Annotated in this window: 29 protein-coding genes; 12 read left to right on the top strand and 17 right to left on the bottom strand. The window is 42.1% G+C overall.

Translation table 11 applies throughout. The annotated features are described in order from the left end of the window. Positions 1-34: 34 nt before the first annotated feature. The 3 genes from J2755_RS10125 to J2755_RS10115 are packed head-to-tail and all read right to left on the bottom strand — an operon-like array spanning position 35 to position 876. Positions 35-385 (bottom strand): carboxymuconolactone decarboxylase family protein, encoded by a 351-nt coding sequence (locus J2755_RS10125; protein WP_209682999.1) that lies wholly within the window; start codon positions 383-385, stop codon positions 35-37. A 24-nt stretch (positions 386-409) separates the two neighbouring features. Continuing rightward, complete coding sequence (locus J2755_RS10120) at positions 410-628, bottom strand: DUF2180 family protein (RefSeq protein WP_209682996.1); 219 nt, start codon at positions 626-628, stop codon at positions 410-412. An 11-nt stretch (positions 629-639) separates the two neighbouring features. Next, positions 640-876, bottom strand: a complete 237-nt coding sequence (locus tag J2755_RS10115) for a DUF2180 family protein (RefSeq protein WP_209682993.1) — start codon at positions 874-876, stop codon at positions 640-642. A 389-nt stretch (positions 877-1,265) separates the two neighbouring features. On the opposite strand from J2755_RS10115, the gene mer reads away from it, so the two are divergent. From mer to J2755_RS10100, 3 genes are read left to right on the top strand one after another with little or no spacing between them, the layout of a single operon-like run. Further along, positions 1,266-2,252, top strand: coding sequence for a 5,10-methylenetetrahydromethanopterin reductase (mer, locus tag J2755_RS10110; protein WP_209682989.1), 987 nt, complete (start codon positions 1,266-1,268; stop codon positions 2,250-2,252). Then, positions 2,252-3,280 (top strand): F420H2 dehydrogenase subunit FpoF, encoded by a 1,029-nt coding sequence (fpoF, locus tag J2755_RS10105; RefSeq protein ID WP_209682985.1) that lies wholly within the window; start codon positions 2,252-2,254, stop codon positions 3,278-3,280. The genes mer and fpoF overlap by 1 nt, the downstream gene beginning before the upstream one ends. A 4-nt stretch (positions 3,281-3,284) precedes the next feature. Continuing rightward, the gene (locus J2755_RS10100) at positions 3,285-3,800 is read left to right on the top strand and encodes a nicotinamide-nucleotide adenylyltransferase (protein ID WP_209682982.1); all 516 of its coding nucleotides are present in this window, start codon (positions 3,285-3,287) and stop codon (positions 3,798-3,800) included. A 182-nt stretch (positions 3,801-3,982) separates the two neighbouring features. Here J2755_RS10100 and J2755_RS10095 read toward each other — a convergent pair whose 3' ends face one another. From J2755_RS10095 to trpD, 6 genes are read right to left on the bottom strand one after another with little or no spacing between them, the layout of a single operon-like run. Beyond that, entirely contained in the window at positions 3,983-4,522 is a 540-nt protein-coding gene (locus J2755_RS10095; RefSeq protein ID WP_209682979.1) for an adenylate kinase family protein, read from the bottom strand. 26 nt (positions 4,523-4,548) lie between these two features. Beyond that, on the bottom strand, positions 4,549-5,145 hold the full coding sequence (locus J2755_RS10090; RefSeq protein WP_245312897.1) for an anthranilate synthase component II: 597 nt from the start codon (positions 5,143-5,145) through the stop codon (positions 4,549-4,551). Then, positions 5,135-6,712 (bottom strand): anthranilate synthase component I, encoded by a 1,578-nt coding sequence (gene trpE / locus J2755_RS10085; RefSeq protein ID WP_209682976.1) that lies wholly within the window; start codon positions 6,710-6,712, stop codon positions 5,135-5,137. Before trpE ends, J2755_RS10090 begins: the two co-directional genes overlap by 11 nt. Continuing rightward, complete coding sequence (locus tag J2755_RS10080) at positions 6,706-7,191, bottom strand: phosphoribosylanthranilate isomerase (RefSeq protein ID WP_209682972.1); 486 nt, start codon at positions 7,189-7,191, stop codon at positions 6,706-6,708. The genes trpE and J2755_RS10080 overlap by 7 nt, the downstream gene beginning before the upstream one ends. A gap of 12 nt (positions 7,192-7,203) precedes the next feature. Then, positions 7,204-7,383: a hypothetical protein gene (locus tag J2755_RS10075; protein ID WP_209682969.1), complete on the bottom strand. Its 180-nt coding sequence runs from the start codon at positions 7,381-7,383 to the stop codon at positions 7,204-7,206. Between the two features lie 5 nt (positions 7,384-7,388). Further along, entirely contained in the window at positions 7,389-8,399 is a 1,011-nt protein-coding gene (gene trpD, locus J2755_RS10070; RefSeq protein WP_209682966.1) for an anthranilate phosphoribosyltransferase, read from the bottom strand. 311 nt (positions 8,400-8,710) lie between these two features. Between trpD and J2755_RS10065 the strand changes: the two genes are divergently transcribed. Continuing rightward, positions 8,711-10,966, top strand: coding sequence for an ATP-binding protein (locus J2755_RS10065; RefSeq protein ID WP_209682963.1), 2,256 nt, complete (start codon positions 8,711-8,713; stop codon positions 10,964-10,966). Here the strand turns inward: J2755_RS10065 and J2755_RS10060 are convergent, their stop codons facing one another. Then, positions 10,967-11,764, bottom strand: coding sequence for a UbiA family prenyltransferase (locus J2755_RS10060; protein WP_209682959.1), 798 nt, complete (start codon positions 11,762-11,764; stop codon positions 10,967-10,969). It abuts the gene before it with no gap. Positions 11,765-11,977: 213 nt separating this feature from the next. Between J2755_RS10060 and J2755_RS10055 the strand changes: the two genes are divergently transcribed. Next, on the top strand, positions 11,978-12,484 hold the full coding sequence (locus tag J2755_RS10055; protein WP_209682955.1) for a response regulator transcription factor: 507 nt from the start codon (positions 11,978-11,980) through the stop codon (positions 12,482-12,484). 5 nt (positions 12,485-12,489) lie between these two features. Here the strand turns inward: J2755_RS10055 and J2755_RS10050 are convergent, their stop codons facing one another. Together J2755_RS10050 and J2755_RS10045 are read right to left on the bottom strand one after the other, a co-directional pair. Further along, positions 12,490-13,305, bottom strand: a complete 816-nt coding sequence (locus tag J2755_RS10050) for a helix-turn-helix transcriptional regulator (protein ID WP_209682952.1) — start codon at positions 13,303-13,305, stop codon at positions 12,490-12,492. Between the two features lie 201 nt (positions 13,306-13,506). Further along, the gene (locus J2755_RS10045; RefSeq protein ID WP_209682948.1) at positions 13,507-14,982 is read right to left on the bottom strand and encodes a cobyric acid synthase; all 1,476 of its coding nucleotides are present in this window, start codon (positions 14,980-14,982) and stop codon (positions 13,507-13,509) included. An 81-nt stretch (positions 14,983-15,063) separates the two neighbouring features. Between J2755_RS10045 and cbiT the strand changes: the two genes are divergently transcribed. The 7 genes from cbiT to J2755_RS10010 all read left to right on the top strand — a co-directional run bounded on the left by cbiT (position 15,064) and on the right by J2755_RS10010 (position 19,322). After that, entirely contained in the window at positions 15,064-15,639 is a 576-nt protein-coding gene (gene cbiT, locus J2755_RS10040; RefSeq protein ID WP_209682944.1) for a precorrin-6Y C5,15-methyltransferase (decarboxylating) subunit CbiT, read from the top strand. Then, positions 15,633-16,244: a cobalt-factor II C(20)-methyltransferase gene (locus J2755_RS10035; RefSeq protein WP_209682940.1), complete on the top strand. Its 612-nt coding sequence runs from the start codon at positions 15,633-15,635 to the stop codon at positions 16,242-16,244. Before cbiT ends, J2755_RS10035 begins: the two co-directional genes overlap by 7 nt. Positions 16,245-16,259: 15 nt before the next feature. Continuing rightward, the gene (locus tag J2755_RS10030) at positions 16,260-16,988 is read left to right on the top strand and encodes a cobalt-precorrin-4/precorrin-4 C(11)-methyltransferase (protein ID WP_209682936.1); all 729 of its coding nucleotides are present in this window, start codon (positions 16,260-16,262) and stop codon (positions 16,986-16,988) included. 92 nt (positions 16,989-17,080) lie between these two features. Further along, entirely contained in the window at positions 17,081-17,509 is a 429-nt protein-coding gene (locus J2755_RS10025; protein WP_342591077.1) for a cobalamin biosynthesis protein CbiG, read from the top strand. Then, a complete protein-coding gene (locus J2755_RS10020; protein WP_209682933.1) occupies positions 17,506-17,859 on the top strand; it encodes a cobalamin biosynthesis protein in 354 nt (117 codons plus the stop codon). Before J2755_RS10025 ends, J2755_RS10020 begins: the two co-directional genes overlap by 4 nt. After that, positions 17,843-18,619: a precorrin-3B C(17)-methyltransferase gene (gene cobJ / locus J2755_RS10015; RefSeq protein WP_209682930.1), complete on the top strand. Its 777-nt coding sequence runs from the start codon at positions 17,843-17,845 to the stop codon at positions 18,617-18,619. Before J2755_RS10020 ends, cobJ begins: the two co-directional genes overlap by 17 nt. Further along, positions 18,609-19,322, top strand: a complete 714-nt coding sequence (locus tag J2755_RS10010) for a precorrin-8X methylmutase (RefSeq protein ID WP_209682928.1) — start codon at positions 18,609-18,611, stop codon at positions 19,320-19,322. Before cobJ ends, J2755_RS10010 begins: the two co-directional genes overlap by 11 nt. Here the strand turns inward: J2755_RS10010 and J2755_RS10005 are convergent. From J2755_RS10005 to J2755_RS09985, 5 genes are all read right to left on the bottom strand, one after another. Then, positions 19,319-19,957 (bottom strand): cytochrome c biogenesis CcdA family protein, encoded by a 639-nt coding sequence (locus J2755_RS10005; RefSeq protein ID WP_209682922.1) that lies wholly within the window; start codon positions 19,955-19,957, stop codon positions 19,319-19,321. The genes J2755_RS10010 and J2755_RS10005 overlap by 4 nt on opposite strands. 11 nt (positions 19,958-19,968) lie before the next feature. Further along, complete coding sequence (locus J2755_RS10000) at positions 19,969-20,478, bottom strand: thioredoxin family protein (RefSeq protein ID WP_209682917.1); 510 nt, start codon at positions 20,476-20,478, stop codon at positions 19,969-19,971. A 178-nt stretch (positions 20,479-20,656) separates the two neighbouring features. Further along, positions 20,657-21,046 carry a VOC family protein gene (locus J2755_RS09995; RefSeq protein ID WP_209682914.1) on the bottom strand — a complete coding sequence of 130 codons (390 nt, stop codon included), beginning with the start codon at positions 21,044-21,046 and terminating at the stop codon, positions 20,657-20,659. 21 nt (positions 21,047-21,067) lie between these two features. Continuing rightward, complete coding sequence (locus J2755_RS09990; RefSeq protein ID WP_209682912.1) at positions 21,068-21,241, bottom strand: indolepyruvate ferredoxin oxidoreductase subunit alpha; 174 nt, start codon at positions 21,239-21,241, stop codon at positions 21,068-21,070. 100 nt (positions 21,242-21,341) lie between these two features. Then, on the bottom strand, positions 21,342-22,016 hold the full coding sequence (locus J2755_RS09985; protein WP_209682908.1) for a 2,5-diamino-6-(ribosylamino)-4(3H)-pyrimidinone 5'-phosphate reductase: 675 nt from the start codon (positions 22,014-22,016) through the stop codon (positions 21,342-21,344). Positions 22,017-22,032: the final 16 nt, after the last annotated feature.

Below are 22,032 nucleotides of genomic sequence, written 5' to 3'. Positions count from 1 at the left end.
TCGTATTCGTGAACTTCCCGATTCTGGAATCGATTCAGTCTTTCAGGAGCTTTAATGCATCCCTGCAGGCAGCCACTGCCGGAGCCCCGGATGTTATTGAAATAACTTCCATGGTTTCCATGATCTCTTCTTTTGTAGCACCGTGGTTAAGAGCGCTTCTCATCTGGGAAACCGTACATGCTTCACATTGCTTTGATGCAACCACAGCAAGGGCCATTAGTACCTTGTATTTGGCTTCAATAGCTCCATCAGTGAGAATTTTCTCATTGCAGCGGTTGTACTTTCTCACAAAATGCGGATCTATATCTTTCAGGGTTTCAAGTATTTTTGGAGTGAAACCCATCTTGTCCCCTATACTTTTTACAACCTCTTCGTGTTCGCTCATTTTCTTCAAACCTCCCCATCATATTCAGTCGAACGAATCTTCAACTGTGTTGTCAAAGCAATAGTTGCACATGAAGTGTGGAAGGCTTTTGTGCAGGCGCTTTACTTCAGGAGGCTTTCCCACTGTCAACGGGAGTGGAACCTCTTTTGAGTGATCGCTACAGAGACCTTTACCACAGACAATACATACTGCGGAAGCTTCAACTTCTTTTCCATCTTCAGCACAATCATAACATTTCATCATTGTAAATCACCTCAGAAGTTTTCCTTCAGGGCTTCGTGGCATGGCTTGCAGACTACCTTAAGCAGGGGCTGCATATCCTTTAGTTCACATGCATCTCCCATACATTTGACCCTTACCTGATATTCTCCTTCCAATACCGGAACCTGTTCCCTTACAAGGTGGTCTTTACAAACACCTCTTCCACAAATTATGCAAATACCTACTGTATCGGTGGTTTTGCCTTCTTTTTCACATTCATAACATTTCATTACTAATCACCAAACTGTGAATTTAAAAGTAATAAATACAGAATTTAGTTCCAATGAGATCTTTTCCCTAATCGCAGAAATTGGTACACCAACACCCGCTTCAGCGATCTGAATTTCGGTACTACACTAACTATATGTGAATTATTGAACCACTTTCAGATATTGATTTACCTCACTCCTGAGATTTGTTACATAATAAAGATTGGGAGAGCATTATTTATTGATATCGGTGTATTGATTTTTCCATTTCCTTTTCTACGGGATTAATGGAATAAAATTCATGTAAAAGAGGTTCTAAAACGGACACGACAGCAGAAAACCAATAAGGTTTTAATATATGTGTGTCTTCCTTCACTAACGTTAATCACTAATAAGCAGGAGTAACTCATATGACATTTGGAATTGAATTTGTACCAAGCGATCCAGTCCTTAAAATCGCTCACTATGCAAAGCTTGCAGAACAGCAGGGATTTGACAATGTGTGGATTACAGACCACTACAACAACCGTGATGTTTACACAACCCTTGCTTTCCTTGCAATGAACACCAACACCATCAAACTCGGTACCGGTGTCACAAACCCTTACACCCGTAATGCAGCTATCACAGCATCAAGCATCGGCGCTGTAAACGAGATTTCCGGTGGCCGTGCAATCTTAGGAATTGGCCCTGGAGACAAAGCTACTTTTGATGCAATGGGAATTTCCTGGGACAAACCACTTTCCACAACCAAGGAAACAATTGAAGCACTCAAAGGCTTCTTTGAAGGTAAGAAAGTCGAAATGGATGGCGACATGATCAAATTCGGCGGTGCTAAGATGGCATTCAAGACCGGTGACGTCCCAATCTACATGGGTGCACAGGGTCCAAAAATGCTTGAGCTCGCAGGCGAAGTTGCAGATGGCGTACTCATCAACGCATCCCACCCCAAGGACTTTGAAGTAGCTGTTGAAAAGATTGCAGCAGGTGCAAAGAAAGCTGGCAGGGATCCGAAAGACATTGATGTCGCAGCATATGCTTGCTTCTCCATTGACAAAGACGCGGCAAAAGCTAAGAGCGCAGCAAAAATCGTTGTTGCATTCATCGTTGCAGGCTCACCAGACATGGTTCTTGAACGCCATGGCATTGATGTTGCAGCAAAAGCAGACATTGGAGCTGCAATTGCAAAAGGCGATTTCGGAGCACTTATGGGCGACCTTGTTACCGATGACATGATCAATGCATTCTCAATCTGCGGAACTCCTGAAGATTGTAAAGCAAGGATCGATGAGCTGATGGCCATCGGCGTCACTCAGGTAGTTGCAGGATCACCAATCGGACCTAACAAAGAAAAAGCAATTAAACTCATTGGAAAGGAAATCATCGGAGGAAACTGATGGTTCATCCAAAAATTGCAGAAGTCATTGAATTCGACGTCTGCACCGCCTGTGGGGCATGTGTTTCATCATGCCCTGCCGGGGCCATCACCATGGGCAAAAAGGCGGAAATCCGTGACCCGGATAATCTGGAACTTTTCGAATATGGTGCAGCTCCAAATGTCTGCGAAGGATGTCTTACATGCGGTCGTCTCTGCCCCGTCATTGACGGGTATGTTGAAGACGAGTTTGCAAATGTGAGGAGTTTCTTCGGAGCAAAAAGTGACGTAGAAGGACAGGATGGTGGAGTTACTGCTGCAATCGTCCGTTCGTTGTTCAACAAAGGCGAAATTGACTGTGTGGCATCCATTAGCCGAAATGAGAAATGGGAAACTGAAGTTGAAGTATTCACCAAAGGTGATGATTTCCTGAGAGCAAAAGGAACCAAATACACATATGATTCCGTACTTTCAATGCTCAGTGGTCCATTTAAAGAATACGACAGGATAGCAGTTGTAGGAGTACCCTGCCAGGCACATGGCGCACGCCTGATTTCAGAAAACGTCAATGATAAAATTGTCCTAAACCTTGGCCTGCTTTGCATGGAAAGTTTCTACCATGACACATTCACCGAGAAAATTATTCCGGAAATTATGGGCCTTAAGGCAGAAGATGTAGTGAAGTTCGACTTCGGAAAGGGTAAATTCTGGGCATACACCAAAGACGGTGAAGAGCACAATGTGAAAATCGCAGAAGTGGCTCCACATGCAAGGAACCCCTGTCACCACTGCTGTGACTACACAGCTGTTTCCGCAGACATATCCCTTGGATCTGTTGGTACTCCCGACGGCTGGAACAGTGTGTTGATACGTACTGAAGTTGGAGAAAAATACTTCAATATGGTTAAGGACGAGCTTGAGATCATGGAGGATCCAAAACCTGGAATGGATCTCATTGCAAAACTTGCCGGCATGAAACACGGCAATAACTCCGAACACTATCTTGAAGTCTGTGAAAAATTCTCCTTTGACGAATGCGGCATCAGATGAGACTATGCAACTAAAAAGGGCTTTCTATATCGGGCGATTCCAACCGTTTCACAACGGCCACTATTCCGTCATCAATAATATAGAAAAAGAATTTGATGAGCTTATTATCGGAATAGGAAGCGCCCAAAGAAGCCATGAAGTTGCCGATCCTTTTACCGCTGGCGAACGCATAATGATGATTCGGCACTCCCTCGAGGATACGGATATACTTCATTATGCAGTTCCAATCGATGATATCCAGCAGAACTCTGTCTGGGTATCATATGTTACTTCCAGAACACCACCTTTTGATGTGGTTTATTCTAACAATCCCCTTATACTCCAGCTATTCGAAGAAGCTGGAATAGAAACACGAACTCCACCAATGTTCCACCGCCAGAAATATTCAGGAACAGAAATTCGCAAGCTGATGCTTGAGGGAGAAGACTGGAGAAAACTTGTTCCCGGCCCTGTTGTTGATGTTATTGACGAAATTGACGGTGTTGAACGCCTGCGAAATATTTCACGCAGCGATGCATAAAAGAGACTTTTCAGCTTTTTTAGATATCTGGAATCCACCGAAGCCGGATTGTATCCGCTATATCCGACTTCGAAATGCGGGTTAAACCTCTTGTAAGCCCCAATCCCTTGATAGAGAATTACTGGATATAAAGAGTACTTTTTGAATTATGCATGTGATCCATAAGGATAACATAGGATTTTTCAGAGGATCTCCTCAATCCAGTTGAAGGATCCCGGAGAAAACCTTGAATCAGGAGAAGAACCTGAAGAAATTGCAGTTACAATCCCGTGAATATCCTTTGCTACATCAGTTGAATGTCTCCCCGTAGTTTCTACCTCAAAGACATCTTCGCACATCTCAACCGCTTCAACCAGAATGACATCAAGACATTCGGCTTCCACGTTCTCTTCGACTTTACGATCTCTATAGCCACGGGAAAGCAGACGTGTTCTTAGATCAGAAGGTGCTGTTCTTAAGACAATGCATTGCTGTGCGAAATGATGCGACAGATGGCTATCTACTATTATAATATCCTTGTCTGAAGACTGCCCTTCCAGATAGTTGGCTATCATATCCATCTCCGCAAGTACGCAATCCCTGTCTTCATCCACTTCTTCAAAAAGACGTTCGCTCTTTATGACATCGTTTAGATGGATCACCCGGTAACCATAGCTATTTTCAAGAACATCAGTAACTGACGTCTTGCCGGTACCGGGAGTGCCTGTAAGAGCAATAAACATATTCTGGAAATAAATCAATCAGACCTTTAAGGGTTGTGCCCGGATTGGGCAATTGATATGAAATTTTCGATGATTTTCAGGCCTTCTTCCATGAGAACCGATTCCGGATGAAACTGGACACCAAATGTAAGGTAATCCTTGTGTTTCACAGCCATGATTGTACCATCAGGAGTTTCTGCAATGACTTCCAGAGGGGGAGCAAGCGCAGAAATTGCAAGGGAGTGATACCTTCCACCTGTAAAAGGGCTTGGGACACCGTCAAATAATGCAGACTCTTTATGGTAAACTTCGGATGTTTTTCCGTGGATGGGACCACATTGTGCTCTGGAAGTGTGGCCTCCAAATGTTTCATTGATTGCCTGATGTCCGAGACAAACGCCCAAAATCGGAACTTTCGGTGCAAATTCCCGGATAACTTCAAGACAATTGCCTATATCCCTGGAATTGTCAGGTCTCCCGGGACCTGGAGATACTACGATGGCATCCGGTGAAAGGCTTCTAATCTCTTCAACTGTGACTGTGTTTGGAACCACTTTTGTTTCCACCCCTAGTATCGAAAAGGCATCCACAAGGTTCCAGACGAATGAATCACGATTATCGATAAAAACTACATTAATTCCCATCAGTTACACCTACCGCCCTGAGCATGGCTGCCATTTTGTTTTCGGTTTCCCTGTACTCTGATGCAGGATCTGAATCAGCAACTATTCCTGCCCCTGCCTGTATACTAAGTTTATTTCCCTGTTTCACAATTGTCCTTATAGTAATTGCAAAATCCAGATCACCATTCCATGAGAAATAGCCCACTCCACCTCCATAAGCGCCTCTTGGTGCACTTTCAATATCACGAATTATTTCCATGGCACGGACCTTTGGAGCTCCGGAAAGGGTTCCTGCAGGCATCAAGGCAACAAATGCATCAAACTGGTCACATTCAGGCCTGAGATCGCCCACAACCGTGCTTTCAATATGCTGGACATGGGAATATCGGACAACTTTCATGAAATCCTCGACTTCTACAGTGCCACCCTTTGCAACTCTTCTTACATCATTTCGAGAAAGATCTACCAGCATGATATGTTCTGCTTTTTCTTTTTCATCGTTTAACATAGCAGAAGCACAGGAAAGATCTTCTTCCTCGTTCTGCCCCCTCTTACAGGTTCCTGCAATGGGATTTGTGGAAACCTGCCTCTTGTGAATACTCATGAGAGTTTCAGGGCTTGCACCTATTATTCCTACATCGTCAAGATCGAGGATATACATGTACGGACTGGGATTGATATCCCTGAGTTTCCTGTACAGCTGGAAGGAAGAGTCCTCTGAAGCGACTTCACATTTTCGGGATATTACAACCTGAAAAATATCCCCGTCAAACACATGCTCCTTTGATTTACGTACCGCATCTTCAAACAGTTCCTGATCCATACTGCAACCAACCAGTTTTGCATTCGAATCTTCACCTATAGGTTGCAACTGAATATCTGAAGCTTTGGTCAGAACATCCTGCATTTCCGATGCTCTTGCAAGAATGCCATCATATATTTCAGCAGGGTCATCTTCGGACCGCATGAATGGTGAAAAAACAAGATATATTTTGTCTTCCATGTGATCAAAAAGGAACGTTTCCTGACAAAACATCAGGCGTGCATCCGGCATTTTCGAATCAAAAGGCATTGACTGATCAAGCAGGCACTCATAGATCAAATCATAACCAAGATAGCCAATTGCACCTCCAAGGAAAGTCTGTTTACCAAATCCTTTCTCATTCAGGAGAGGAATGTTACGTGATGTTACAAATGAAGAGCGAATTGCATCAAGGGGATTAAAGCTATTTTTTATTGTTCCTGTGAAACTCTTTTCCTTTTCATTATAGGACTCGCACACATTCTTGAGACCTTCAACTGATTCTGTCACAAAAGCGTTCCTGTATGGATAATCAATTGATACACTCTTCCCAGAAACGGAAAGTACAAATTCGGGATTTGCACCAATGAAGGAAAAACGTGCGTGTCTGCTCTCTTTTTCCACAGATTCAAGGAGGTAGGTAAATGGGTTGTCATGTATCAGGCTGTAAAGTTGCAGAGGAGTACAATTCGCAGGAATCTCAGCCATAAGCTGGACCATGCATGGCCCGGACTGACCCCGAATAAGATCGATGAATTCATCCCTGCTGAAATCTAAATTCAACATAAACTACACCTTGCATTTTCAATAAATTCGCATACTAATGATTCGTCTTTATGCCCATCTTTTTCAACGCCTGAAGACACGTCAACACCATATGGAGATATCTGTTCCACGCAGGATGCAACATTTTCAGGAGTTAAACCACCTGCAACTATTACAGGCAAATCCAGTTCACCAACAATTTCCCGACTTATATTCCAGTCATGCACCTTGCCACTCCCACCGCCATTTGCTGAACCGGTATCAAGAACAATCCCGTCTACGAGATCTGCGTCAATCAGCAAATTCACTTTATTAATAATATCCACTGCGTGGTCCATAGTTGCCTGTTCCGGAAGCGGGAATACCTGATGCAGCTGCACATCTGAGTAACTGCGAATGCTGTGAAGTATTGTTGCTTCCACAGTCGAATGAACCTGAACACAATCCGGCATTGCAGTCTCTATCATACCAAGTGCATGTTCTGTTGAAGATGGCATCATTACAATCACAGACTATATTGACTCAGGAACCAGGCCGATTAGTTCAGAAGCACGTAGTATATCGAGATTCCTTGGGGTATTCACCGGAACTTCAGTAATAAATCCTACCGAATCTGCACCGCAGGCTACTGCAATCTCTACATCCTCGGCATACCTCATGCCACAAATCTTGACCCTGATTTCAGGGTGCATGAAGATTAGGCCTCCTTGTTTGTAAGATCAATAAGCTGTTCAAGCTTTTCCAGTGCTTTTCCACTGTCGATAGCTTCTTCAGCAATTGTTACCGCTTCACGCATTGAGATGTCATTCCTGCCAAGATAAATCGAAGCGGCAGCATTTGCAACAACAATATCCCTTTTTGGCCCTTTTTCACCATTCAGGATGCGCATTATATCGTCTGCATTTTCTTCAGGAGTACCACCGACAATGTCATTTGCTGTTGCTCTTGGAATACCAAGATCTTCAGGAGTGATTATGTATGATGATACGACATCATCTTTCAGTTCAACAACACATGTCTCAGAGAGAGTTGAAATTTCATCCATTCCATCTCCATTTACTACAAGGGCTCGCGATTTACCCAGCCGTCTCAATGCCTCTGCCACAGGTTTGCAATATTTCCTGTCATAGACACCGACAACCTGAGCAGGTGCTTCAGTTGGATTAACTATAGGACCCAGAAGATTGAAGACGGTTTTTACCCCAAGATCCTTACGCACACCACCCACCCTTTTCATTGCAGGATGAAACATGGGAGCAAACATGAAGCCAATATCTATGTTTTCTATTGTTGAGCAAACGTCTTCAGGTGTGCAATCAACTTTTACACCCAGTGCTTCAAGCACATCAGCACTACCCGAAAGTGAAGTAACTGAGCGGTTTCCGTGCTTTGCAACCGGAATACCGGCAGCTGCCGTTACAATTGCTGCAGCTGTGGAAATATTAATTGTGTTATGCCTATCTCCGCCACTGCCACAGGTGTCCACAAGATAACCGTTTACTTCAGGATGGATGACATTGGCATTGCCAAGCATTGCTCTTGCAAATCCTGTAAGTTCTTCCGCAGTTATACCTTTGACATTTAAAGCTGCAAGGAACGCTCCTATCTGAGCATCAGAAGCTTCTGTGAAAATACACTGCATCGCTTTGTAAGCCTCATCCTCCGAAAGAGACTCATTGTTTGTAATTTTCTGCAAATATTGCTTCATAATAACCACAACTTAATGTTCATTTTTGTACATTAATGTACAATTAAAAACAATGTATTTATAGGTTTCGCCGCAGAAGGCGTTGCACATAAAATCTCTTGTGACAAAGCCTCAACTTACTTACAAGAAAATTGATTGAGTCAAAATAATCATCTAAATCAATTGAAGATGTGTTGATGCAATAGCACATCGATTTTTGAAAGTGTAATAAAATAGTCTTTAGATTATTTTATGTTAAATTATATATACAATGTAAACATATTTTGTCTTACTTTGCATCCCGGCATTGTCCCGAAAAAAAGGGTGATTTCATGGAAATCCCAAAGTGGAAAAACGTTACGCTTGAAACCAAGATCCTTCTTTTGATTGTTTTGGGCATTTCCATCGTGATGATTTTTACGACGTCCGTAATCACTTCAACCGTTACTGCACAGGAAGAAAATCTTGCATACAGTCAATCAATTGAGACGGCCAAACGTTACGCAAACCACTTTAACGGGGATATGCAAAGCTATCATGCAATCGGCCGGACAATTGCCAATTCCATGGTCGAATATGAATCCGGTGACAGGGATGAGGTCAACGCCATTCTAAAGCGCCTGATGATTGAAAATCCCAATTTAACAGGCACTTACGTTGCCTTTGAACCCGATGCTTTCGATGGAAAGGACGAGTTATATGCCAATACATTCGGGCATGATTCTACAGGCCGTTTTATTCCATACTGGACGAAAATTGGCGGCCCCCTGCATCTTGAGCCCTTGCTTGATTATGACACACTCGACTATTACCAGATACCAAAAAATACCAAATCCGATGTAATCACTGAACCATACCTGTATCAGGAAGAGTTGATAGTCAGTTATGTAACTCCCATCATCCGGAATGATGAGTTTATCGGGATAGGTGGAACTGATGTCTCACTGAATTACATTGATGAGGATATTAACCAAATACAAATTTTTGATACAGGTTATGCTTTTGTGACAAGTAGCTCAGGGATTATCATGTCCCATCCAAGTGAAAAAGAATGGATAGGGAAAAAGTCCCTCAATGATTTTGGTGATCCTGCAATCGCCGCAATGGCAGAGGACATTCTCAACAATGTGGAAGGAAATATAGAAACCTTGGATCCAACTACAGGCAAGGAAGTCATTATGTTTTATGAACCTGTCAAAACAGGGAATCTTGCCTTTGTCCTAGTAGTTCCAAAAGATGAAATGCTGGCCGGAGTGCAGATACTCAGGTTACAACTTATGGCAATTTCAACGCTTGCAGTGGTCCTCATGAGCAGCATCGGATTCCTGATAGCAAGATCTATAAGTAAACCCATAACCCGGATAATATCAGATTTTGACTCTATTTCAGATGAATCTGCAGCTGGAAATCTCTCCAAGAGAGCCAGAACTGATGTTGCTGTAGATTTTGAGAAAATACCAAAGAGGCTAAACGAGATTCTGGACAAATTACAAAAAGCGGATACCTCCAGGGAGAGGTTGGAAAAAGTCATACAAACCAGTCCAGTGATTGTTTTTGAATGGGAAGACAAGCCCGGATGGCCGGTTAAATTTGTCTCTGAAAATGTAACAAATATTGGATATACCAAAGACGATTTCCTGTCCGGGAAAATCAATTTTGCTGACATAATGCTTCCTGAAGATGTTGCAAAGGCTATTGAAACCGGCGGCTGTCTTGATGAATACGAGATCAAAAAGAAAAACGGTGAAAAACTATGGGTCGCCGAACACATGACAACAATATTTGATGAAAATGGGAATGTGGATTACCTGCAGGGAGTCATTGTTGATATTAGTGGACAAAAGAAAGCTGAAATGGCCTTGCTGGAGGCAAAAATGATTGCGGAATCGGCAAGCCGTACTAAATCCGAATTCCTTGCCAATATGAGTCATGAACTCCGAACACCACTTAATTCGATTATTGGATTTTCAGATCTCATGCTGGATGGAACTTTTGGTAAATTGACAAACAAGCAATCCCGCTACACAGGAAACATATCAAGCAGTGGGAAGCATTTACTGAGTATTATTAATGACATTCTTGATCTCTCAAAGATAGAAGCCGGGAAAATGGAGCTTCATGCAGGGATATTTGTTCTGGATAATGTATTGGATGAATTAAAGAATACAATTGAGCCTATTGCTATGAAAAAAGGCATTGAAGTTTCTTTTACCTACCCTGAAAATGATGTCAGTATATATGGTGACAGATTAAAAATTAAGCAAATTCTGTACAATCTGCTAAGTAATGCAGTTAAGTTCACCCCGAATGATGGAAAAGTAGGCGTTGAAGTCCATCAGTCATCCAAAAATACGATCATCACAGTTTTTGACACGGGTATCGGAATTAGTAAAGAAGATGCCAAAGAGTTATTCCAGCCTTTCAAACAACTGGATTCGGCATCTTCAAGAAAATATCAGGGAACCGGTCTTGGACTTGCGCTTGTCAAAAAATTCGTGGAAATGCATGGTGGTAAAATATGGGTGGAAAGCGAACCTGAAAAAGGAAGCAGGTTCACTTTCACAATTCCTATTCAGGGAAATGAGTGATTATGCACCAATGGTTAAGGTAAATGCAAGCAGAACGCATCCAAGTATTATAAATTGCCCATCGGCCATGACATCACAGATAGCATTTGTCTGACCAATCCGGTCTGAAAAGAGCACATAAGTAAGAGCATAGAAGATTCCAACAACCAGAACTACTAATGCGGGGATGCTGAGACTTGAAACACCGAAGAATAGCATTCCAACACCAAAAATTATTGTTAATGCAATTAGCATCATGCGAGTCTTTTCTGCACCCATTAAGACAGGAATTGTATCTATACCCGAGAGGCTATCACCTTCAATATCCCTCATATCAAAAACAACAGTGTTGATAAACACTAAAAGGAAGAAATAGCACAGAGCAATTAATACACCGATACTGTATTGTACATCATAAATCAATGCCGGAAGAAGTCCGGGTGTGAAAGCCCATGCAAAGGCGATTACAAGATTTTTAACCGAAGGGATTTCCTTAAGTCTTCTGTATCTGAATCCTTTAGGAAGCCATGCGAAGCTGTAAAGCAAACCGCTTACAAGGGGAATAGAAGTTACAACAACTGCCTCCCAACCGTAAAACCCTGCAATTACAAATGCAAGCAAATAGGCCATAACGGAAGAAACAAAAAGGAATTTGGAATACTTCGAAGTGAACATGAATCTTTCAGAGTGATTTATCGAATCTTCCTCTTCGTCCGCTTTCCTGTCAATATTATAAACCGCATAGGTTACAAGGAACATAATTGCAAGGGGTTCCCAGGTGATTGCCAGACCCTGTAGCACACATGATATATACGCCATTGCAACTCCTGCAAAAGCCAGATATATCGAACTGAAGATCAAAAAATCAAAAATTTGTTTTACTACTGTACTTCCATTTCCTGAATACTGTTTATATTCTCCCATAATGTAATAATGAGTCAAAGGGATTAACGTTAGTTCCTATGAAGAAGATTAATCGGATCGATTAACATTACTCATAAGAATATATGTATAGTTTTCAAATTATAGTACATGAATGAGGACAATATAATCCTGAGAGTTGCGTGGTCCCTTGCAACTCTCAGAATCTTTTCAAAAACGCCGGATGCAGGTATTATGATTTCAGAAGACAAGCCTTTGATATTGGTCGTAGACGATGAACCAGATGTCGTGGAATTGCTTGAAATATTCCTGGAAGATGATTATTCCACAATCGGAGCTCTGAATGCTACAGAGGGGTTGAAAAAAGCAAAGGAAAACAACCCTGATCTAATAATTCTTGATGTCATGATGCCAGATCTAAATGGTTTGGAAGCCTGCAAACTTCTTAAAAATGATAATTTAACCAGAACTATTCCAATTATGATATTTTCCGCACTTACTGATACGTCTGACAAGCGAAATGGAATGAATGCCGGGGCTAATGCATATCTTACAAAACCTATTAATCCAAAGGAACTTCTCAACACTGTTGCAGATCTAATTTTAAAAAAAAGTAAACATTCCACCTGCATGTTAAACGGAAAAGTTATCTGCTAACTGGATTAATAACCTTTAAATTCTTCTGCTCTTGAGCGGTAGTATTCGAATAGTCTTTTACCCCACTGGATGGCAACATCATCAAAACTAAAAAGATCCATGGTCGAATCGTAGGTAATACCATCATCCTTATACAGACCTATAGATAAGCGTTTATCAGTTACTGTAAACCCAAGCTTTATTTGTTCCTGCACCACAAAAATCTTGAAGTTTTCATTTTGGAGCAAACTGTTTATCTGTTCAGCATAGACCTGCTGGCCAAGTTCACCCAACACATCAGCAGTTACAATTAACTCTACAGGTATACCATCAAGTATTCTGGCAGCAAGTGAATCTGCATGGCCACTACTCATGATTGCAGAAACACCATATATCTCCCCTGCTTCTTTCACCATTTTTAAATAATTGTTATAGACATTGAAAATCTCTACGTTCGTATCACTGACTACCTCTGAATTATAGAGAAGTCCGATGTCTTTGAGAAGTTCATCCGGTATTCCGGAAAGATGATGAGTATAAAAGAATTCTTTATGCTTAAGTACAGTACCCATCGTTTTTACAGAATCAGAGACTTTAGAAGCAATAATTCTTCCAAGTGGAGTCAACCTGTATTCATGTTCGATTGATTCAATTAATTTGTTTGCTTCAAGAACTCTGATTTTGGGAAGTAATGCCTGAGAAGTGCTGCCAGTGACATCCCTTAAATCGCTAAGTGATTGACCTTTTGCTGAAAGAGAAAGAAGTATCTGAACCTGTAATCTCGATCTATAGATAGCCTGTACATCCTTCTGTACATCATCGTATATTTTGAGAACATCCATGCAAGCACACCTATTAGTAAGTATGAGAATACGTATTTAAAAATTTCATAGACTATTCTTTTACCTTATAGGCATATTATTTTGATGATTATTTTATTTTAGGATGTGATATTTATTGTGGTCAGCTGCATATCACAACCGATAATTAAAGAGAGTATCAACTATACAAGCATTAAATAAAAGAATATTGCGAAATACTTGTTACCGTGGCTCCAGAGAAAGGAGATCGTAGACTTTTTCCATATCAAGGTGAGTACGCAGTATATCAGCCAGATCCTCATAAGGATCTGATTCCATATCTTCCTCTTCAAACTCAAGCCCTTTTTTGCTCAGGATATAGGATATGAATGCTTTTCTGACATTCCTGTTTGCAAACAAACCATGAAGATAAGTCCCAATAACAGTACCATCGCTACCTATACAGCCATCGTCACCAAATAGAGGAGAGCTGGAGCTTGATTCACCCATATGGATTTCATAACCGTGGACATCTTCACCACAAATTGAATCAAAGAGAGGACTGCCACAATTGACTTCTTTTGTTACCTGCACAGTTGTCTTACGATATTCACCAAAGACCGTCTCGATGTCAAGCAGACCTAATCCTTCATAGACAGCATCTTTATCGCCTTCAATACCAGCATCCTTGATATTATTACCAAGCATCTGGTAGCCTCCACAGATTCCAATTACTGGAGCTTTGCCATGAAGGGCTTTGATTTGTGCTGACATACCGCTTGACTGCAGATCCAAAAGATCGCTAATTGTGTTTTTGGTACCCGGTATAATTACTGCGTCCGGAGTTCCAAGCTTTTCATCAAGGTCTACATACCTGACGTTTGCAACCCTTTCCAGCGGTTCAAAATCAGTGAAATTGGAAATGCGAGGAAGTCTTATAATAGCAATGTCCACGTCATAGAGTTTTTCAGAACTTGCCGTTTTGTCATCGATGGAAACTGAATCCTCTGAAGGAATGCCAAGTTTGGAATATGGAAAAACACCTAATACAGGAATGCCGGTTATTTTTTCAAGTTCTTCAATTCCGGGTTGGAGTATTGCTTCGTCACCACGGAACTTGTTTATTATAAAGCCTTTAACCTGCTTTTTGACATCTTCAGGAAGCAATGCAACTGTACCGTACAAACTTGCAAAAACACCTCCTCTTTCAATGTCACCAACAAGAACTATAGGAGCATTTGTGAGGCGTGCTGAACCTATATTCACAATATCACGATCATAAAGGTTGATCTCTGCGGCCCCACCGGCACCTTCCATGATTACAAGCTCATATTTATCCCCAAGCCTGTCAAGTGATCCCTGCAGGATTTCATGCATCTCATCGATGGAATCATAATAAGCGCCAGCACTTTTATCGGCAAATGGTTCACCAAGCACAATGACCTGAGACACCCGGTCACCTTTTGGTTTAAGCAGAACAGGATTCATATCTGCAGTCGGTTCCACACGTGCTGCCATGGCCTGGATAGCCTGCGCAATACCTATCTCTTTACCATCCTTTGTGATCCAGGAATTCAGGCTCATGTTCTGGGCTTTAAAGGGAGCAACTGTGTATTTTTCAGAAAAGATCCGGCAAAGGCCTGTAACTATTGCACTTTTGCCAACATGGGATGCTGTCCCGAGAATTAATAAATGTTTAGGAAATGTATCAGCCATCATTTACAACAACCTTTTATGTAGCAACGTTATTATGTACCTGCTATATCTAATTAACTCCAATAAAGTTTACTTGGGAAAACGATGCCAGAACTATTACATATAAGCGGCGGCCCGACAAAGCCTGAGATCATTGCAGTCTCATTATCTAAACTTAACTTGAGAGACGGTTGCAATTTCTATGATGTTGGATGTGGGACCGGAGCTGTATCCATTGAAGCGTCAAAAATAGCAAGAAACTTACGCGTAACAGCTATTGATGCACGGGAAAAGGCAATTGAAGTTGCCAAACAGAATTTTGAAAACTTCAAGATTGAAGGAGCAAAACTGATTCACGGAGAATCATCTGCTGCCCTTAAAGGAATTCCCGAAGATGAAACAATAGACTATGCATTTGTTGGCGGAACAAAAAATATTGATTCAATACTCGAAGCTCTTGTTGAAAAGAAGGCAAAGGCTTTTGTTATTAATGCCGTAAGGATCGAGACTGTTGTTCATGCAATGGAAAAAATGAAAGAACTTGGTGTTTTTGAAGAGCTGGTAAACGTATCAATTTCACGCAGTTATCCCATTACAGGGGAAACTATGCTAAAACCTGAAAATCCTGTGTTTATACTTGTTGGAAGAAATCATATCGAGAACGGTGATGAGAAATGTTGATAGGTGTCGGACTTGGGCCCGGAGCCCCGGATCTTCTTACTTTAAGAGCAGTGGAATTACTCAAAAACAGCGACAAGGTATATGTTCCAGGCAAAATGGCCGAAGAACTTGTTAAACCTTATGTGGAAGCAGAAATACTGGATTTCCCCATGCTTACTGATTATGATGTATTAAATGAAGTATGGAAAAAGAATGCAGAGCTTCTCGCAGATGAAGCCCTTAAAGGAGACGTTGTTTTCGGCCTTATCGGGGATCCAAATTTCTTTTCCACTTTCACACATTTAAAGCGTGTTATGAAGAAGTACTATCCTGATGTTGAAACTGCAACAGTACCCGGAATCAGTTCCATTACATCCTTTGCTTCAAGAACAGGATCAGAAGTTGATTCCAGCTTTGAAGTCACAGACGGATCTGATAAAAAGACCGCAATCAGACTCAAGGCAAAATCCCCAAAGGAAATTGCAGAAAATTTCAGCAAGGAAGGATACACTGACTTCATATTTGCAGAGAGACTGTTCTCTGAAAAGGAAAATATCATTTATGGAATTGAGAATTTCCCCGAAAAAGGAAATTATTTCAGCATTGTATGTGCCAGCAAAGAATAATCGGGAAGGATATTCATGGATAAGACAATTACTTTTGTAGGAGCAGGACCCGGAAACCCTAAACTCATAACCCTTCTCGGGAAAGAAAAGCTTGAAGAAGCAGACCTTGTAGTTTATGCCGGTTCACTGGTAAACCCGGAAGTTCTCAACTATTCAAATGGAGAGAAAATCGACAGTTATGGACTTACCCTTGACGAGATTACAAAGATAATGGCCGATGCTATCAACGAGGGTAAAAAAGTCGTAAGGTTGCACAGTGGAGATCCTTCATTGTACGGTTCAGTTATCGAACAGATGGAAGAACTGAAAAAATACGATATCGGAGTAGAAAGAGTCCCCGGAGTATCTTCAGTCTTTGCAGTTGCTGCTGCACTCGATACTCAGTTGACTCTTAATGGAGTTTCCGACTCCCTCATAATCACCCGTCCAGCCGGCAAAACCCTTGATAAGGATTGGATAAAAGAGCTTTCAGCCCATGGACAGACAATGGCCATTTTCCTTGGAACCCAGAAAATCGAGACCATCATGGAAACAGTCCAATGTCCAAAAGATACACCTGTAGCTGTTGTCTTCCATGCTTCCTGGGAAGATGAAACTGTGATATACGGTACCGTGGCTGATATTGCACAGAAAGTCAAGGATGCCGGAATCCAGAGATCCGCTATGATCATTATCGGTGGTGTTGTCGACCCGAAGAATTACAGGAGGTCACACCTATACGGAGTTCCACAGGAACCGCTGTAATTACGTTTGAACGCAACCTTGAAAATGCTAAAAAGGTTGCTTCACACATAGATGCTGAGATCCTGATCTACAAGAAAGGTATTTTCGAAGAAGTGTTTGCCAAATATAGTGGCATTGTCGCTATGTTTGCAACAGGAATTGTAGTTCGGGACATAGCACCCCTTTTAAACAACAAGTGGGAAGATCCGGCTGTTGTAGTCGTTGATTCTGCACTTAATTTTGCAATCCCGCTTCTTGGCGGGCATCATGGTGCCAATGAGCTTGTCAGGAAAATTGCGGAAATCGGCCCCATACCAGTAGTGACGACTGCAACAGAAGTTCATGGACGCAATTCCGTGGAAGGAATCGCCAGGAAACTTGGTTGTGACATCGTCAACAAGGAATCTACACTTGACGTGAACTGCGCACTCCTTGATCAGGATGTGGAAGTTCTCAGGCTTAAAGGACCTAAAATTGTTATTGTAGACAATGATGTGTCTGTGCTAAAAGCAGAAGATGCAGAGCAAAGGGAAAAAAAATGATTGTCGGAGTTGGAGCACGTCGCGGCGTGGATGCAAGCGAAGTAATAGAAGCAATTGAAACAGCTCTCAAGGAAATCGGAGCTACTTTGACTGACGTAAATGCACTGGCTTCCGCAAATATAAAAAAGGATGAAAAAGGACTTATTGAAGCTTCTGAAATACTTGGAATTCCAATTCATTTCATATCCCATGATGAAGTAAACAGCTGTGACGTACCTTCAGCATCCCAGGCCAGCAGGTTTGGTCTCAAGGGCGTGGCAGAGCCTAGTGCAATCATACTATCGGATGATAAAGAACTTATAATGAAGAAAAAAGCATACGGAAGGGTTACAATTGCAATCGCAAAATAAAGGTAAATTATACATTATCGGAATTGGACCTGGTTCTGTAGAACAGATGACAGTAGCTGCAAGGGATGCAGTACTTAACTCAGATTATGTCGTCGGTAACGGAACCTACCTTGATCAGATCAAGAGCCTGCTTGACGGACAGGAAATCATCCGCAGCCACATGGGCAAGGAAGTTGACCGGGCAAAGAAAGCTGTGGAACTTGCCACAGAAAATGTTGTTGCAATGGTCAGCGGCGGAGATGCAAACGTTTACGGTATGGCAGGACTTGTGCTCGAAGTAGCTGAACATCAGGATCTCGATGTCGACATCGAAGTACTTCCGGGAGTTACAGCAATTACAGCAGGTGCAAGTGTTCTCGGCGCACCTATTGTAAACGACTTTGCAGTCATCAGCCTCAGTGACCTTCTTACCCCGTGGGAACTCATTGAGAAAAGGCTCAAAGCAGCCTCTGAAGCTGACTTTATTATTGCACTATACAACCCAAAGAGCCGCCAGAGAAATTCAAACTTCAGAAGAGCTATTGAGATAATCAGTCAGCACAGGGATGGATCTGCTCCAGTAGGACTTGTCAAGAATGCACTCCGTGGTGACTCACAGGAATTCAAGGTCACAAGACTTGGAGAGGTTCTGGACTATGATGACTGGGTAGACATGAGGACTATGATCCTTGTTTCAACCAAAAACTCCAGAATTTGGGAGCAGGACGGCATCGAAAGAATTATCACTCCAAGGGGGTATCAAAATAAGTATGACTACTGATGCAAAAAAGCAACCTGATCTTGAAGACCTCATTGAATTTACGACTGAGATCAAGCCGGAACTTATTGATGCCTGCAAGGATTCAGGTGCCCGAACTGATGAGGCAAAGGCAATCTACATGACCAGCCGCAGGATTGCTGAGGAAGTTGTTGGTGATACTTCCCCAGAAGGCCGCATAAGAATGCGCTGTATGATTTCCACAGGCGATCCAGAAGTTGCCGACATCATGAGATTCAACAACAACCCTGTTGATGCAGGAGTTGAAGCAATTCGCAATGGAGCCCCGATTTTTGTCGATATCAACATGGTGAAAGCCGGAATTACAAAGAAGGGACACAACTGCCCCATTATCTGTGTACTCGATGAAGACAAGGATGCAGAAGTTGCACACAAGTATGGAATTACCCGTACTGCTGCAGGATTCCTGATGGCAAGAGATCGCCTTGAAGGAAGCATTGTAGCTATTGGAAATGCTCCATCTGCAGCTTTGGCAGTCTGCAGGATGATTGAACACGGCATCCGCCCGGCTCTTATTGTTGGAACTCCCGTAGGATTTGTAAACGCTGCAGAATCAAAGGAAGAAATCCGCAAACTTGACGTTCCATCAGTAACCTGCGAGGGAACACGCGGAGGAACCCCGATGGCAGTTGCTTCAGTTAATGAAATTATTGCAATTGCAAACGAAAAAGATCTTTGCGATTAAATTAAAAGCAGGGGACCATCAAGCAGCATCCATGCACCTGCTGCAATAAGTACCCCTCCTGATATTTTTCTTATTGGTGCATGATATTTTCCTATTTTTTTCATTCCAAGTGCAAAATGTGTTGAGTAGGCAATTGCCAACATTGGGATCGCAAATCCCAGATAATAAATCAGAAGCATTTGAATTCCGTAGAGGGCATCTGCTTCAAGAGCAACCGTGGCAAGAACTGCTCCCAGAATTGGTCCTATACAGGGAATCCAGAGTATTCCAAGAGACATACCTAAAAGGAATCCTCCAATAATTCCTTTTTCTCTGGTGGGAAGATAAGAAGAAAGACGGGATGCAACGGCAAATAGTTCGAAATTTGTAATCATTAAAACTCCAAGAGCCATGATCAAAAGTCCTGCAACTATTTTCAAGAATGGAATATAGGTTTGCAAAACCGATCCAAAAGCAGAAGTAATCAAGCCCATTGCAATGAATGTCACTCCAAGACCAGCCACAAGCGCAAGTGGTCGAAACTTTCCCGACTCCGCAGAATTTGCCAGAATTACTGGCAAGAGAGGTAACACACAAGGTGATACTATACTCACAATTCCTGCGAAAAAAACTGCAAAAGGAGTTACATCCACCATCAGATTACCCCTTAAGGATTTTCCAGACTAATAGAAGTGTTATTCCTGTAATCCACAGACATATCAAGAACACGGGAAAGAGTGTCAACACCTGATGGACCGAATCTGCTAGAAGCACTTCTCTCAGAGCTTACATTGCCGTAGTAATCCATATAGACATATTGACCATTTTCTTCCGCTACTATCACGCTAGTATCGGGAATTGCATATACTCCAAAAGTGCCTGCAAGGCGAGGATGGTCATCAACATCAATGTGTACGAAATAGACAGAGCCATCATACATTTTCTCAAGGTACTCTAGCACAGTATCCTGTTGCTGGCATGCCCCACATGATTCAGAACCAAATGTAATCAGAACAGGCTTTTCCTGCAATTTTGAGCTGATATCTTCCAGAATCACAGCTGAAGAGGAGTCATTTCCGTATTGTGGAAAAACACTCTGAGGAAAAACGTTGCAACCTGAAAAGGCAACTACCAGCACTGTAAGGAATAAGGGAATTAACCATGTTTTGCGTTCCACTTCAAACTACTCCAAAGAGAAATGAGAAGTATATCAATATAAATGTTATGGGGGTTTTGCACAAAACCGCACAAATTTACCCCCTCTTTTTGTTATCTCATCTAAACACATCATGAAAATCAAAATTACCGCTGCCTCGGATGTAACGACAAAAACAAGGCAGCAGGACATTTTATGATTATAGTGTACCGTTCGAAACTGACAGGAAGTTGCCTGCAGGATCCCTGAACCAGGCAATGTCCGGCATTTCTTTGGAACCGCTGCGAGCAATTCCTTTTTCATCTGTCTGCATCTCGCCCTCATACTGCTCAAATACGACGCCACGAGTTTTCAGTTCATCTACCGCTTTATCTATATCTTCAACTGAGAAGTTTAAAACAGTAAATGTTGCAGGCTGATGATCCTCTTTAGGATAGACATAAATTTTCATACCTCCTGCAAGGTTAATTGTCAGTCCCATGTATGGGTTTTCAGCAACTTCAAGACCAAGTGTTTCACCATAGAATGCTTTCGCTTTTTCCAGATCGTCAACTGAAAAACTACTGAATGCAGGTGCATCTTTGAACACGCCCATCTCCCCCTTCTTTACTCATTCCAGAGTAATCGCTTCAACCGGACATATCTCAACACAGTCTCCACAGTCTACACATGTATCAGGATCAACTTCTGCGAGATTATCTTTCATTGAAATAGCTTCAACCGGACAGGAATCAACACATGATTCACACCCAGTACAAATGTCTTTATCGACTATTGCTGGCATTTATACTCACTCCCTGAATCTCTTTTAGAGATTACATAGTGAAGTTTGCGAATCTGGGATAAATAGTTGTTGAGGATCAACGATACTTCAGAAAAAGAGATCAGTTGAATTTCCACTTCAGAAGAATTCCATCCCCAATAGTTTCCGAATCGAACAATTCAAGTTTTGGAAGCTGTGTATCGGAAAAACCATCTCCGTCGATAAGTGATGGTGCATTGGAGCCACCAATGAGAATATTGCCAATAAATGTATAGATTTCATCCACCAAATTATTGCTAACCAGACCCCAGTTAAGGATGGCACCACCCTCAACCATTAACCTGTTGATCCCCATTTCCTGCAGGACAGACATGAGGGAAACCAGATTTACTTTGCTTTCCCCGACCATTATAACAGTAGCTTTCTGGCGCAAAAGTTGTACTTTTTCAAATGGAGCAGCGTTGGAAACTGCAATTATCCGTAATCCTTCACCTTTGCGGAAAATATCTGCATCAAGCGGGATCCGGGCCTTGCTGTCAACCACAATCCGTGCAGGGTTTTCATCCAAACCCTTTGCTTTTCGGGATTTTCGGCGCTCTTCCGACTTCACAGTCAGGCTCGGATCATCCGTAAGAACAGTACCTATTCCAACCATCACACCATCGGAAGATGCCCGCAACTCGTCAACCCGATCAAAATCCACGTCACCGGATATCCGGACTTGTTTTCTCTCACGGGTTGAAAGTTTGCCGTCAGCGGAAATTGCAGCATTTATAAAAGTGAAAGGGCGATCCATTAAGAACCCTTCCTGA

Origin of the sequence: Methanohalophilus levihalophilus, assembly GCF_017874375.1 — an archaeon.
GTDB classification, from domain to species: Archaea; Halobacteriota; Methanosarcinia; order Methanosarcinales; family Methanosarcinaceae; genus Methanohalophilus; species Methanohalophilus levihalophilus.
The sequence above is the reverse complement of the archived record's forward strand: the minus strand, read 5'-3'. Positions and strand labels throughout refer to the sequence as shown.